Raw genomic sequence first — 13,566 nt, 5'->3', positions numbered from 1 at the left:
TCAAAGGTGCGTTAGCGTGAGTCACGAAGGCCTCCGTGGTGAAGATGTTGAGTGTGGTAACCCACATCTTGCCCGGAGGCCTTCATCTACCCCGCGTGTTCACAACCTGCCGGGGAAGTACACCTAGGTGTGCAGCTGACGGAATCCACTGCATCACGATCCTAATCTCCGTGAACTTCGACGGGTTTCAATTTGCCTGGCCGTCCATGCCTTTGACTATGTCTCGTCGTAGTGACTACTTGACCGCCCCAAACGCATCCTAGGCTCTCCGTCATGGCTCAGAATTCAAAGCGGAACAGGAAGCACGATGTCGCCTGGTTCGGCGTCGGCGTAGTCGTTGGGGCGCTTGTCGCCGCCCCCTTGACCGTCAGCCTCGCGAGGTCGATCCCCGACCTCGAGCCGTCCAACTGGTTCGACCTCGCCGTGGGCCTTCTCAGCGCACTCGTCGGCGGAAGCTTCACGATCGCGGCCCTGTGGTTCGGCTTCCGCCACGAGCGCCGCCAGCGGGAGGCCGAGACCCGCGCCGGTCTTGCCGAGCAGATCAGCGACATCATGTGGCGGATTGAACAACCGGATGTGGTCTCAACCGCCGGACTCCGCGAGGCCACGGCGGAGGCCTTGGCTCTCGGACGCCGTCTATTCGCGACTTCCCGGGATTTCGACCGGGACGGCGCCCCTGACCCAAACGACCCGGACATGGTCTTCATCAGCGCGCTGTTCGCTCTTCACTCCGCGACCTTCAGCGCGTCAGACGAACCCCCGGAACAATGGATTCGGAAAGACATGGCGCAGGCGTTGCAGTTCCTGATGAACGAAATCGCCATCCATGCTCGTGCGGGAGCGCCCCCAATCAGCGCGGAGCCTCACGAGTCCCTGCCTGCAACGGTGACCCAGGTGAAGCAACTGACCCAGCAATGGAACAGAGGCGAGGTTTCTGGATAGAAGGTAGCGAAGCCACGAAGGGACTGACAGTCTCCCCGCTTCTGGGATCTCCCCGCCAAGGTGTGGCCGTCCACGACGTTGTCGTCACCAGGGCGAGGATGAAGGAACGGGCCTCAACCGGTCAGGATGGAGGTGTCTAACGACCGCCGGGCGTGAGGAACGAGTTGGTGACAGGGTCGGCTTAGGCCGCAAGTGTGAGCCGTTCCGACGCTCGGCTAGACGTCGTGAGCGGCTTCCACCGTTTGTGAGTGTGCTTGTGAGGGCACGAAGAAGGGCCCTTGTCTCCGGCTAATAAGACAGGGGCCCTTCTCTCTGTTTGGCCTGGTGAGAGACCATTCAGTCTGTGCTCGAGTGGCTCCCCCGACTGGGCTCGAACCAGTGACACTTCGATTAACAGTCGAATGCTCTGCCAACTGAGCTACGGGGGAATGTGCGCGCATCGCGTGCAACGAGAGAACACCATACCCTGCCCGTCGGCATCGCACAATTCACCGTCACGTAGGCTGTCGTCCGTGAATCCCAGGGACGACGGCGCCTCGCGGGGCGAGCAGGCCTCGCCCCGCGCTCGTCTTGTCCGCGGGTGGCTCGCGGCCGTGCTGTCCACCCTGTGCGCGGCCACCGGTCACTACGCCGTGGCAGCTCATGCCCCCGACCTCCGATTCCTGGGGATCGCGTTCGTGGCGGCCGGATTCGTGAGCGTGTTCCTGGCGTCGCACCGGCTGGGACCGGTACGGACCGTCCTTCTGGTCGGTGCCGGTCAGGGCGCCTTTCACGCCGTGTTCTCCGCCCAGGGCGGCGCCACCGCTCAGGTGTCGGCCGGGGCGCACGACCATGCGATGCTGCAGCACCACACACACATGACAACCTCCACCGCCGTGGAGCACAGCACGGGCGGCGCCATGCTCCTGGCCCACGTCCTGGCCACCGTGGCGACCTACGTGTTGGTGCGGTTCGGCGAGCGAACCTGTTGGGCCGTCGTGGACGCCTGGTGCGCCCGCGCCGTCGGCTTGGTTCGTTGGCGCCCGACGCCCCACCCGGGTCCGCGCCGTGTTGGTCGGTTCGACTGGCCTGCACCGCACCATCTGGTGGCCAGTCGCTGGTTCATGACGGCCCACGCCCGCCGTGGGCCTCCCCTTCCCGAGATGTGAAGACTCCGCGCGTTCGCGCTGCCGCACCGGCCTGAGCAGACCCCAGGCCGGGTACTGCCTTGCGTCCGAACGCGCCCGCAGGCCGGGACCGTACCGGCCCGCGCATTCATCGAACCGGGAGGCCCCGCCATGGGCGGGGCCCATTCGAAAGGTCATCTCATCATGTCCACAACCAGCATCACCTCCGGTCCCCCGGCAGCCCCGGGAGGCTTCGTCAACACCGACGGCCCGTCATCCACCCGCCACCGACGGCCTTGGGCAAAGTCGCTGCTGCTCAGGCTTCACTTCTACGTCGGCATCTTCGTGGGACCGTTCCTGATCGTCGCGGCGCTCACCGGCGCGGTGTACGCGATCAGCCCACAGCTCGAGAAAATCGTGTACGCCGACGAACTCAATGCCCACACGCCCGTCGTGTCCGTCCGACTGGAGACCCAGATTGACCGAGCCCAGGAGAGCATCGGGACCGACGACGCCCCCCTCCGCGGTGCGTCCCGGACAGGACGGCACCACCACGAGGGTTATGTTCGCCGACCCGGCCCTCGGGGAATCCGAGTCGCGGGCGGTGTTCGTGGATCCTTCCACGGGCAACGTCACGGGAGACCTGACGGTCTACGGAACCAGCGGTGCGCTGCCGCTGCGCACCTGGTTGTCCAATCTCCACAGGTCGCTCTTGCTCGGTGAACCGGGGCGGGTCTACAGCGAACTGGCCGCGTCGTGGCTGTGGGTCCTTGCCCTCTCGGGTGCCGGTCTGTGGCTCGCCCGCTGGCAACGGACCAAGCCCGAACGACGTCGTCGGACCTTGGTTCTGCCCGAGGCCGGTGAACTCAACGCATACCGACGGACCTTGAACCGGCACAGCGCCGCTGGGATCTGGCTGGCACTCAGCTTCCTGTTCCTCTCGGCCACCGGCCTCACCTGGTCGGCCCGTGCCGGTGCGAACGTCGCGGAGCTCCGCACGGTTCTCGGATGGACGACGCCGACCTTGGACACGGCTCTGCAATCGGGCGACGGGACGGGGGCTGCCGGTGGTCACGAAGGCCACAGCGGCCACGCGGGGCACACCATGGCGACCCCGACGGCCGGAGCCGAGTACGACGGCGTCCTGGCCGTCGCCCGGGACGCCGGGATCGATTCGTCGCTCGTGGAGATCGCGCCGCCCGCGGCGGACGGGCAAGCCTGGAGCGTGACCGAGGTCGACCGTTCCTGGCCGACCCAGGCGGATTCCGTGGCCGTCGATCCAACCACGGACCGGGTGGTCAACGAGGTGCGGTTCCAGGACTACGGCCTGGCCGCCAAGCTGACCCGCTGGGGCATCGACGCGCACATGGGGCTGCTGTTCGGGCTGGTCAATCAGGTCGTGCTGTTCGTCGTCGCGCTCGGCCTGGCCGCCATGACCGTGTGGGGTTACCTCATGTGGTGGCGGCGCCGCCCCGGTTTCGGTGCGGGCCGCGCTCCGGTGCGGGGCGCCCTGCGGAGGACGCCTTGGTGGGTGGTCGTCGGCCTCGCCGTGACCACCGTTGCCGTGGGGATGTTCCTGCCGCTGCTGGGCATCAGCCTGCTCTGCTTCCTGGGGGTGGACGTGGTCGTCGGGGTGATCCTGCGGATGGCCCGGCGGCGAGGAACGCGTCAGCTCGCCTGAAGCTTGCGGCGCTGCAGTTCCAGGTCCAGCAGCTGACGGCTCACGGCCTGGTACTGCTCGGGCTGGGTCCGGGAGTCCGTGCGCTCGAGTTCGGCCCGGAGATCGGCCTGACGCCGGTGGATCTGACGGTCGTACAGGTGGGAGACGACTCCCGCCGCGTAGCGTTCCAGTTGGGCGTCATTGGAGGCCGGCAGGGCGCGCATGGAGAGGCCCGCCACGTAGCCACGCAGAGGTTCCGGCACGGCTGCGCTCAGGGCTTCGACCCAGGCGCGTCCCTGCCGGACCTCGCCGCCGCCGGCCCCGGAGTACACGGCCGTCACGGCGTCGTGGACCGCGGTGTGCACCGGGTGGGCACATTCGACGGCCGTGAACTGGTCCCACGCCGCCTCCCCCAGCAGGTGCGGGACCTGCACGACGACCTCGAGCGCCTCCCGCTCTGCGCGCAGCATGGGATCCCGGGGATCCGGCAGGGAAATCCGAGGAGTCGCTGCAACGGGTTCGTCCGCGGCTTCCGCGGGCTCGTAGGCGGGCCGCCGGTCGGTGCGCGGCGTCCGGGCCGCGTCCTCGACGGCCCGGACCACCTCGGCCGTGTCCAGCCCGACCTTCCCCGACAGCTGACGGGCGTAAGCGGGCCGCAGCGTCACGTCCCGGATCTGGGCGACGATCGGGGCTGCGGCGCGCATGGCCTGCACCCGCCCCTCCAGGCTCTTGACGTCGAATCGCTTGAGGGTCGCGTCGATTGCGAACTCGAACAACGGCCGTTTGGCCTCCAGCAGTGACCGCACGGCGGCGTCCCCGCGGGCCAGCCGCAGTTCACACGGATCCATCCCGTGGGGTTCGACGGCCACGAAGGTCTGGGCCATGAACTTCTGGTCCTCGTCGAAGGCCCGCAGCGCCGCCTTCTGACCGGCCACGTCGCCGTCGAAGGTGAAGATGACCTCCCCGCCGCTGCCGTCGTCGGAGAGGAAGCGTCGAACGATCTTGATGTGTTCGGCACCGAACGCGGTGCCACACGTGGCCACGGCGGTGGGCACTCCCGCCAGGTGCATGGACATCACGTCCGTGTAGCCCTCGACCACCACCACCTGTCGCTGTTTGGCGATCTGGCGCTTGGCCTTGTCGATGCCGTAGAGCACCTGGGACTTCTTGTAGAGCTGGGTCTCGGGGGTGTTGAGGTACTTGGGGCCCTGGTCGTCGTCGTAGAGCTTGCGCGCTCCGAAGCCGATGACCTCCCCGCCGATGCCGCGGATGGGGAAGATCAGACGGCCGCGGAAACGGTCGTAGAAGCCACCGCGGTTGTTCTCGGAGAACATGCCCGTGGCCTGCAGTTCCTCGTCCGTGTAGCCGCGCGAGCGCAAGTGCTTGAGCAGGTGGTCCCAGCCCTGCGGGGCGTAGCCCACGCCGTAGGATTCGGCGTCCTGCGGGGTGAAGCCACGCTCCCCCAGGTAACGCTGGGCGGCTGCCGCCCCGCGGGTGCGCAACTGGGCCTGGAAGTACTCGGCGGCCACCTTGTGCGCATCCAGCAGACGTTGACGGCGCCCCACCATCTCCCGGTCGGGGCCGCTTCCCTGTTCGTAGTGCAGTTCGTAACCGATCCGGGCGGCCAGCCGCTCCACGGTTTCGGCGAAGGTGGTGTGCTCCAACGCCATGATGAAGGCGATGACGTCACCGGATTCGTCGCAGCCGAAGCAGTGGTACGTCCCGTACTGCGGCCGGACGTGGAAGGAGGGTGTGCGCTCGTCGTGGAAGGGGCACAGGCCCTTGTAGGAGCCAATTCCAGCGGACTTGAGGGTCACGTACCCTTCGACGATCTCGCGGATATCGGTGCGCGAACGCACCTCGTCAATATCCTCGCGTCGAATCAGCCCAGCCACGCGAGCCAGTGTAGTTGTCGCACGGAGCGCTGGGTCAGGATTCCTCTTGCCGCAGAGTCTTGGTGGCCGTCAGGGCACCGCCACCCAGCAGTGCTGCCAGGGCAAAGCCGAAGAAGCCCCACGGGTAGGCGAGACCGGCGGCCAGCATGGCCCCGCCGAGCGTGGGGCCGGAGATCGCGCCCAACCGGCCCACACCGGCGGACATGCCCAGGGCGGTGGCCCGCACGTTGGCGGGGTAGTTCGCCGCACAGAATGCGTAGACCAGGACCTGGGCGGAGAACACGAAGCACCCGGTCACGAACACCATGACGTAGATGCCCAGTAGCGGGAGTTTGATCGCCAGGGCGGCCAGCAGCACACCGGCACCGATGAACCAGATGATGCCCGCGTTGCGTGGGGTGATCCTGTCTGCCACGCGCCCGGCGATCATCAGGCCCACGACGGCGCCGATGTTGAGGATGAGGAGGAAGCCGAGGGCGTTGCCGAGGTCGTAGTCGGCGGCGCGCATGATCTGCGGCAGCCAGGTGTTGAGTCCGTAGACCAGCAGCAGGCCCATGAAGGAGGCGATCCACACGAAGATCGTGTTGCGCCGGAACTGGCCCTGCAGCACCAGGGAGGGCCCCTTGCGTGCGGCTTCGGCGCTCTCCGGAGCGGCCTCCGTGAGCACCTGTTCGTGGTGCGCCTGCTCGGAGAAGTCCAGGCCGTAGTGCTCGGACACGGTCTTGGCCTCCTGCACCCGCCCCTTGGACAGCAGGTAGTCCGGGGACTCGGGGAGGTAGAGGTACATCAGCGGGACCAGGATCAAGGAGGGCAGGGCACCGATGATGAACATGGCGTGCCAGTTGAGGTTCTGCACGACGACGATCGCCAGGGCCGCCGTGACCACGGCGCCCACGTGGTAGCCGGTCATCATGAGCGTGGTCGACTTGCCCGTGCGGCCCTTGCCCGCGAACTCGGTCACCATCGAGATGCCGGTGGGCAGGCAGCCGCCCAGTCCCACCCCGGCCAGGAAGCGGAGCAGGCCGAACAGGAAGATCGAGTCCACGAAGGCCATGGCCAGGGTGAAGACGGAGAACAGGACGACGGCGCCGATCAGCAGCTTGCGCCGCCCGAACTTGTCCGTGGCCCAGCCCATGCCGAGCGCGCCGATCATCATGCCGACCAGACCGACCGTGGCCACCACGGTTCCGGAGCCTGCGGTGAGTCCGAACTCGGGATCCTCGATCATGGAGGGCATCACGGCCCCCAGCACGACGGCGTCGAACCCGTCCAACAGCACGGCGATCCAGCACAGTGGTGCCACCCAGCCTCGGCCTTTGAGGATCAGGTGGTTGGACGCGCTCTGGGGCGCAGTGGTGTTTCCGGGCACGGGACCAGACCTATTCGGGAGCAGGGCGCGGCACAGGCGCGCGGGTGTGAGGGTTCCTCTTTTCTACCCCTTATGACTTGCATCACCCGGCATTTGCCCACGCCAACCCGTGTCACCGGGCTGCCGAGTCACCAGAGGGGTTTGTCCCCGACGCGCCAGTTGGCTCCGACGATGCGGTCGTGCAAACGCAGCGCGGAGGTGTCCGTGAGGGAGGCGATCTGATCGATGACGATCCGGAGGCGCTGGGCCTCGGCGGCCGGCCCGTCTCCCACGGCGTGCCAGTCCGCGCTGAAAGCCTGCGACAGGAACCGACCGTCGGAATCCATGAGGGCCGAGACCAGGACGCGCAGGATCTCCCGCTGGTTCTCGTAGATCGGCTGGGCGTCCCGGACGTTCATCATGTACGTCACGGCGATGCCCTTGAGGATCGCGATCTCCTCGACCGTCTCGGCCGGGACCACCAGCGATGCAGCGTAGCGGGTCAGGGGTCCCTGACCCGTGACCTGACGCGTGGCGGCCACGGAGGACATGGCGAAGCGCCCGATCAGCTGAGAGGTCATGTCCTTCAACCGGGCCAGGGCCCGCCGTGACCCGTTCATCTCCCCCACCCATTCGGGGGCCGACTCCAACCGGGACAACGCCGCGTCCAGCTGCTCGTCCTCGACCCCGTCCAGGTACCAGTTCCGGGTGTTCTCGAAGACCCGTTCCCGCTGCTTGGGATCGGAGAGTCTGCTCAGGCGCAGCATCCCGCCGGCCACCGCGTCCTCGACGTCGTGCACCGAGTACGAGATGTCGTCGGCCAGGTCCATGACCTGGGCCTCCAGGCACTTGACCCGTTCCGGGGCGCCGTTGCGCATCCACTCAAAGACGGGCAGGTCGTCCTCGTAGACCCCGAACTTCTGCGAGCGGGTGCCGTCGGGTTTGAGCGGGGCTTCGTGGGCGCGCCACGGGTACTTGCACGTGGCGTCCAGGGTGGCGCGGGTGAGGTTGAGCCCCGCGGAGGTGCCGTCCGACCCGTCGTCGGGCTCGCTGTAGACCTTGGGTTCCAGCCGGACCAGCAGACGCAAGGTCTGCGCATTGCCTTCGAATCCGCCGATGTGGGCGGCTTGGGCGTTGAGTTCGGTCTCCCCGTTGTGGCCGAACGGCGGGTGGCCCAGGTCGTGGGACAGGCTGGCCGCGTCCACCACGTCCGGATCGCACCCGAGCATCCGCCCCAGTTCGCGGCCGATCTGGGCGACCTCCAGGGAGTGGGTGAGCCGATTGCGCACGAAATCATCCGACGACGGCGCGACCACCTGCGTCTTGGCCGCCAGACGCCGCAGCGCGGAGGAGTGCAGGACGCGGGCACGGTCGCGTTCGAAGTGCGACCGGTACTTGTTGTGGTGGTTCTCCGTGACCCATCGTTCGATGTCCCGCGCCGCGTATCCCTCCGCGGGTGTCCGGGTCCGGTCCACCGAGGCGAGCATCTGTGCGATGCCTTCGATCGGGAGTTCCGGAACGGGTCCGGTCTGGGGAGACATGACGGTGGGGTCGGGAGAGTTCACGCCCCCCATTGTGCCGGGCTCAGCCTCCGGAGACGTCCAATTCCGCGTCCACCAGGCCGAGGCGCTGGTCGTCGTGGATCAGTCGGTCCTCGAGCCACCGGTCTGGCAGGGCCGCCTTCTTGGGATTTCCGGCGCGTCCCCGCGGCCCTTCGACGGCGGGGCCCGGGTAGGGCTGGTCCAGGTCGAGCTGGTTGAGCAGTTCCTCGAGCTGGTCCAGAGTCTCCACGCCGGCCAGCTGGGCGCGCAGCTGGCCGCCCACCGGGTAGCCCTTGAAGTACCAGGCGACGTGCTTGCGGATTTCGCGCAAGCCCTGCAGTTCGTCGTCGTTCTGCTCGGCCAACAACTGGGCGTGGCGGTAGATCGTGGCGGCCACGGCACGCAGGCCGGGGCGGGCCCGGTCGCGGCGTCCGTCGAACGCCGCCTGCAGGTCCCCGAAGAGCCACGGGCGACCTTGGCACCCGCGGCCGATGACCACGCCGTCCACGCCGGTCTTTTCGACCATGCGCACGGCGTCCTCCGCGGACCAGATGTCCCCGTTGCCCAGCACCGGGACGTCCGGCAGGGCTTCCCGGAGGCGGGCGATCGCGGACCAGTCGGCGGTCCCCGAGTAGTGCTGTTCGAGAGTGCGCCCGTGCAGGGTGACCGCGGCGACGCCGATGTCACGCGCCATGCGACCCGCCTCGAGATAGGTGAGGTGGTCGTCGTCGATGCCCATACGGGTCTTGACCGTGACCGGGATGCCACCGCGGTCGGCTTCGCGGACGGCGGCGGAGACGATGGCGTGGAACAGGTCGGTCTTCCACGGAAGTGCCGACCCGCCTCCGCGTTTGGTGACCTTGGGGACGGGACAGCCGAAGTTGAGGTCGACGTGGTCGGCGATGTCCTCCTCGACCACCATGCGAACCGCCTTGCCCACATTCACGGCGTCCACGCCGTAGATCTGCACGGACCGCGGGGTCTCGTCGGCGTCGTGATGGACGATCTGCAGCGACTTCTCGCGGCGTTCCACCAGCGCCCGGGCGGTGACCATCTCCGTGACGTACAGCCCGCCGCCGTGTTCGCGGCACAGGCGACGGAAGGCCTTGTTGGTCACACCGGCCATCGGTGCCAGGACCACCGGGACGTCCACGGTCAGGTTGCCGAGCCGGAGCGGTGGGAGGTCCAGGACGACGGCCTCGTCAGCATCCACGGTCTCCACCGTTCCGGGACCGAACGGTGTCCTGGCTGCGTCGACGACGGGGGCTGCGGTGGTTGCGGTCATCCGGACATTTTCGCACGGGGCCCGTGGACGGGCGGCGTGAGATTGGCCGCGCTCACACCGCGTTCACCCCTCGCCCACACCGCGTCCACATCGTGGGCGAACCAGCGCAACACGGCGGCACGGGTTCGCTTTCGGGTCCGCGGCACCCTACGATATTCGCAACTGCACATTTTACGCCGCAGGCGCTGATCGCCCCACGGAGGCCACCATGTCCTACGCCCCTCAGGGTCCCGGACCGTACCAACCCAGCCCATACCCCGCCGGGGCGCAGCCCGCGAGCATGAACCCGGGAATGAACGCCGGGCAGAACCCGTCTCAGCTGCAGGCTGCCTGGCGTTTCTCCGCGCGCCGCAAGAACGAGACCGCCGCGTGGCTGCTGTGGATCGGTGGACCCTTCCTGGTCGGACTGCCCATTCACGACTTCTACTTCGGTGACATCGGCAAAGGGCTGGCCAAGCTCGGCTTGCTGGTCATGGCCTTCGTTTCGTTCTTCGTGGGAATAATCATCACGGGGATCGCGGCCGAGTCCAACGCCTCGGCGGCACCGGTCGGGGTCTTCCTCGGGCTCGGGTTAGCCGGGCTGTGCATCCTGGCCTCGATCGCCTGGTGGATCTACGACGGCGTGGTCATGTCCCGCCGCATCGAGAGCAAGAACAACCAGATCCGTCAGGAGATCGCCTCCGAGCAGGGCATCGATCCCTGGTCCTTCTGACCGCACAGGAGTGAGCGTGTCTTTCTCGAACAACCCAGCCTCGAACAACCCACCCTCGAACTACCCACCGCAGGAACCCTCGCGACCCCTGAACCACGCGGAGTCCCCGGGAGCAGCGGACCCCGCGCTGGCACGTCAGGCCGCCTGGCGCTTCTCTGCCCGGAACAAGAACAACAGTGCCGCGTGGATCATGTGGGCCTTGGCGCCGTTCGTCGTGGGCGTCCAGATCCACGACTTCTACCTGGGCTCCATCGGCCGCGGCCTGATCAAGATCGGCCTCATGGTGCTGGGTTGGGGCCTGTTCATGGTGGGGTACGTCTCGTGGATCGTCTCCATCCCCACCACGGGGTACTCGGACGAGGTGCCGCCGCCCGGACCGTTGTTCCTGACCGGGATCATCGTGAGCATCCTGTGCTTCCTGGCCCTGCTGGTCTGGTGGATCGTGGACGCCTTCCGCATGACCCGACGCATCGAGGCGCAGAACGACAAGACCCGCCAGCAGATCGCCGGCGAACTGGGCATCGACCCCTGGTCCTTCTGAACCCCGCCCCACCGCCTGACCCGCCCGCCGAGTGTCCGAGTTGAGTCGTTTTTCCGCCATGGAAGCGACCTGACTCGGACACTCGACGGTGGTCTTAGGTGGGGTCGGCGTAGGTGACGGCTTCGTCGATCACCTTGGCCGTGCCCTCGGCCACCAACTGGGCGCAGACCACGGCCAGCGGGCGCATGGCGTCGGTGACCTCCACCCGGATCGGGTAGCGGGCCACCAGCAGCCCCATGAGCTTGGCGACGGCGACCGCGGCCTCCTCGTCGGACAACGTGGGGTCCCAGCCGATCAGGACGTCCGTGGGCAGGTTGTCCAGTTCGGCCAGGCGCTCGGGGTCGGCCTCGGCCCGTTCGGCGTCGAGTTCCAGGGACCGGTAGCTGATCGCAAAGGCGCCGATGCTTCCCCGGACCCCTGCCCCGCGGTCCACGCCGCGGCGCAGCACGATGGCCCCGTAGGCCTGCGCGGAATCGGAGAGGAACTGCTTGTTGACCTGCCCCAACGTCAGGTCCGCGGGCGGATCCCACGCATTGGCGGCCCGGTAGAACTCCCCGACCGCGCGGGTCAGTTCGACCGACCCGGTCGCCAGGTCCTCCACGGACTCGGTCGCGGAGTCCCCTTCGCCGATGGGCTGCGGTGGAATGGCCCCCGGAGCGACGACGACGTGGCGGTGCGTCATCACCGGAACCATGCCCTGCGCCTGGGCGAAGGACTCCCCCGTGGTGCCCGGCCCCACCTTGGTCCGCAGCGGCAGCCCGGGGTGGGACTGCTCGCCCGCCTCGCGCAACCGCGCGGCCAGGGCCTGGCCCACGCCGTCGCCGCGGTTGGCCGAGCCGACCTCCACAAAGGCCCACAGCCGGGACGGGTGCAACGGGTTGAGCTGCACCGCACCGGCCCCGACCACGACGTCGTCGTCGGTGGCCACCACCGTCCGCGACCACGCGGGTTCGTCCGTGTCCGGGCCCATGAGCGCCCGCAGCGCGATGACGGGATCAGCCTCGGGTGCGGGCAGGACCTCAAGCAGTCGGAGGTCGTCGCCGTCGTTCCAGGAGCGGTAGGACACGGCCATGGGCGATCAGCAGCCCAACTTTTCGGACAGGTAGGAGCTGACCTTGTCCAGGGACACGCGTTCCTGCGTCATCTCGTCGCGCGAGCGGATGGTCACGGCCTGGTCCTCGAGGGAGTCGAAGTCCACGGTCACGCAGAACGGGGTGCCGATCTCGTCCTGGCGACGGTAGCGGCGGCCGATCGCTCCGGCGTCGTCGTAGTCGATGTTCCAGCGGCGACGCAGCTCGGCGGCCAGGTTCTGGGCCACGGGCTTGAGGTCGTCCTTCTTGGACAGCGGGAGCACGGCCGCCTTGACCGGCGCCAGGCGCGGGTCGAGCTTGAGCACGGTGCGGGTGTCCACCCCACCCTTGGTGTTGGGGGCCTCGTCCTCCACGTAGGCGTCCACCAGAAACGCCATCATGGAGCGGGTCAGGCCGAAGGACGGTTCGATCACGTACGGGGTGTAGCGCTCGTCCGTGGTCTGGTCGAAGTACTGCATCTTGGTGCCGGAGTGTTCGGTGTGGTTGCCCAGGTCGAAGTCCGTGCGGTTGGCGATGCCCATGAGTTCGCCGTACTCCGAGCCCTGGAAGCCGAACTTGTACTCGATGTCGATCGTGCCGTCCGAGTAGTGGGCGCGTTCTTCGTCAGGGACGTCGAAGCGGCGCATGTTGTCCGGGTTGATGCCCAGGTCCACGAACCAGTTCCAGCAGGACTCGACCCAGTCGTCGAACCACTTCTGTGCCTCGGACGGGTGAACGAAGTACTCGATCTCCATCTGCTCGAACTCACGCGTGCGGAAGATGAAGTTGCCCGGGGTGATCTCGTTGCGGAACGCCTTGCCCACCTGGCCGATGCCGAACGGCGGCTTCTTGCGGGCGGCGGTGACCACGTTGAGGAAGTTCACGAAGATGCCCTGAGCGGTCTCCGGGCGCAGGTAGTGCTTGCCCTTCTCGTCGTCCACCGGGCCCAGGTAGGTCTTCATCAGACCGGAGAACTGCTGGGGGTCCGTCCATTCGCCCTTGGTGCCGCAGTTGGGGCAGACAATCTCCGCCATGGACTCGGCCGCGCGGCCCTTCTTGTCCGCGAAGGCCTCCTCCAGGTGGTCCTGACGGTGGCGGGTGTGGCAGGACAGGCACTCGACCAGCGGGTCGGTGAAGGTGGCCACGTGGCCGGAGGCCTCCCACACGGCGGTGGGCAGGATGATCGAGGAGTCCAGACCCACCATGTCCTCGCGTCCGCGCACGAAGGTCTGCCACCACTCACGCTTGATGTTCTCCTTGAGCTCAGCACCCAAGGGTCCGTAGTCCCACGCCGAACGGGAACCCCCGTAGATCTCACCCGCCTGGAACACGAAGCCGCGTCGCTTGCACAGCGAGATGACGTTCTCCAGCGTGGACTTTTGGGCCATGGATGATTCACTCCAGTCTCTGCCGCGACCGCTGGCTGCGGCCTGGCGTGGGGCTGCCGGCCCCGGTGGACCATGAGG

Annotated in this window: 10 protein-coding genes, 1 tRNA gene and 1 pseudogene; 5 read left to right on the top strand and 7 right to left on the bottom strand. The window is 67.6% G+C overall.

Annotated elements, in window-relative coordinates:
• Positions 1-273: 273 nt before the first annotated feature.
• The gene (locus EDL96_RS07440; protein WP_123825155.1) at positions 274-942 is read left to right on the top strand and encodes a hypothetical protein; all 669 of its coding nucleotides are present in this window, start codon (positions 274-276) and stop codon (positions 940-942) included.
• Between the two features lie 352 nt (positions 943-1,294).
• On the opposite strand, the gene EDL96_RS07435 is transcribed toward EDL96_RS07440, so the two are convergent.
• Positions 1,295-1,370 (bottom strand) — tRNA-Asn (locus EDL96_RS07435).
• 84 nt (positions 1,371-1,454) lie between these two features.
• Between EDL96_RS07435 and EDL96_RS07430 the strand changes: the two genes are divergently transcribed.
• Together EDL96_RS07430 and EDL96_RS07425 are read left to right on the top strand one after the other, a co-directional pair.
• On the top strand, positions 1,455-2,090 hold the full coding sequence (locus EDL96_RS07430; RefSeq protein ID WP_123825154.1) for a hypothetical protein: 636 nt from the start codon (positions 1,455-1,457) through the stop codon (positions 2,088-2,090).
• 129 nt (positions 2,091-2,219) lie between these two features.
• Positions 2,220-3,729 (top strand): annotated as a pseudogene (locus EDL96_RS07425) (PepSY-associated TM helix domain-containing protein).
• Here EDL96_RS07425 and dnaG read toward each other — a convergent pair.
• The 4 genes from dnaG to dusB form a co-directional block, all read right to left on the bottom strand.
• Positions 3,717-5,603: a DNA primase gene (dnaG, locus tag EDL96_RS07420; protein WP_123825153.1), complete on the bottom strand. Its 1,887-nt coding sequence runs from the start codon at positions 5,601-5,603 to the stop codon at positions 3,717-3,719. The pseudogene EDL96_RS07425 and the gene dnaG sit on opposite strands and share 13 nt — an antisense overlap.
• 34 nt (positions 5,604-5,637) lie before the next feature.
• Positions 5,638-6,972 carry an MFS transporter gene (locus tag EDL96_RS07415; RefSeq protein ID WP_199732561.1) on the bottom strand — a complete coding sequence of 445 codons (1,335 nt, stop codon included), beginning with the start codon at positions 6,970-6,972 and terminating at the stop codon, positions 5,638-5,640.
• Positions 6,973-7,100: 128 nt separating this feature from the next.
• The gene (locus EDL96_RS07410; RefSeq protein ID WP_123825173.1) at positions 7,101-8,438 is read right to left on the bottom strand and encodes a deoxyguanosinetriphosphate triphosphohydrolase; all 1,338 of its coding nucleotides are present in this window, start codon (positions 8,436-8,438) and stop codon (positions 7,101-7,103) included.
• Between the two features lie 97 nt (positions 8,439-8,535).
• Entirely contained in the window at positions 8,536-9,777 is a 1,242-nt protein-coding gene (gene dusB / locus EDL96_RS07405) for a tRNA dihydrouridine synthase DusB (protein WP_123825152.1), read from the bottom strand.
• Positions 9,778-10,057: 280 nt separating this feature from the next.
• On the opposite strand from dusB, the gene EDL96_RS07400 reads away from it, so the two are divergent.
• A complete protein-coding gene (locus EDL96_RS07400) occupies positions 10,058-10,489 on the top strand; it encodes a TM2 domain-containing protein (protein ID WP_123825151.1) in 432 nt (143 codons plus the stop codon).
• Positions 10,490-10,505: 16 nt separating this feature from the next.
• Positions 10,506-11,030: a TM2 domain-containing protein gene (locus EDL96_RS07395; protein ID WP_123825150.1), complete on the top strand. Its 525-nt coding sequence runs from the start codon at positions 10,506-10,508 to the stop codon at positions 11,028-11,030.
• 94 nt (positions 11,031-11,124) lie between these two features.
• Here the strand turns inward: EDL96_RS07395 and EDL96_RS07390 are convergent, their stop codons facing one another.
• Positions 11,125-12,102 carry an N-acetyltransferase gene (locus EDL96_RS07390; protein WP_123825149.1) on the bottom strand — a complete coding sequence of 326 codons (978 nt, stop codon included), beginning with the start codon at positions 12,100-12,102 and terminating at the stop codon, positions 11,125-11,127.
• A 6-nt stretch (positions 12,103-12,108) separates the two neighbouring features.
• Positions 12,109-13,488 (bottom strand): glycine--tRNA ligase, encoded by a 1,380-nt coding sequence (locus EDL96_RS07385; protein ID WP_123825148.1) that lies wholly within the window; start codon positions 13,486-13,488, stop codon positions 12,109-12,111.
• Between the last annotated feature and the right edge of the window lie 78 nt (positions 13,489-13,566).

Source organism: Kocuria soli (genome assembly GCF_003797835.1).
In the GTDB taxonomy this organism is placed as follows: Bacteria; Actinomycetota; Actinomycetes; order Actinomycetales; family Micrococcaceae; genus Kocuria; species Kocuria soli.
This window is presented reverse-complemented; position numbering and strand designations above follow the sequence as displayed.

What these genes read in the sequence shown, in the direction of transcription:
- EDL96_RS07440 (WP_123825155.1), top strand. Translation starts at nt 274, where the DNA reads ATGGCTCAGAATTCAAAGCGGAACAGGAAGCACGATGTCGCCTGGTTC.
- EDL96_RS07410 (WP_123825173.1), bottom strand. Translation starts at nt 8,438, where the DNA reads ATGCTCGCCTCGGTGGACCGGACCCGGACACCCGCGGAGGGATACGCG.
- dusB (WP_123825152.1), bottom strand. Translation starts at nt 9,777, where the DNA reads ATGACCGCAACCACCGCAGCCCCCGTCGTCGACGCAGCCAGGACACCG.
- EDL96_RS07400 (WP_123825151.1), top strand. Translation starts at nt 10,058, where the DNA reads ATGAACCCGGGAATGAACGCCGGGCAGAACCCGTCTCAGCTGCAGGCT.
- EDL96_RS07390 (WP_123825149.1), bottom strand. Translation starts at nt 12,102, where the DNA reads ATGGCCGTGTCCTACCGCTCCTGGAACGACGGCGACGACCTCCGACTG.
- EDL96_RS07385 (WP_123825148.1), bottom strand. Translation starts at nt 13,488, where the DNA reads ATGGCCCAAAAGTCCACGCTGGAGAACGTCATCTCGCTGTGCAAGCGA.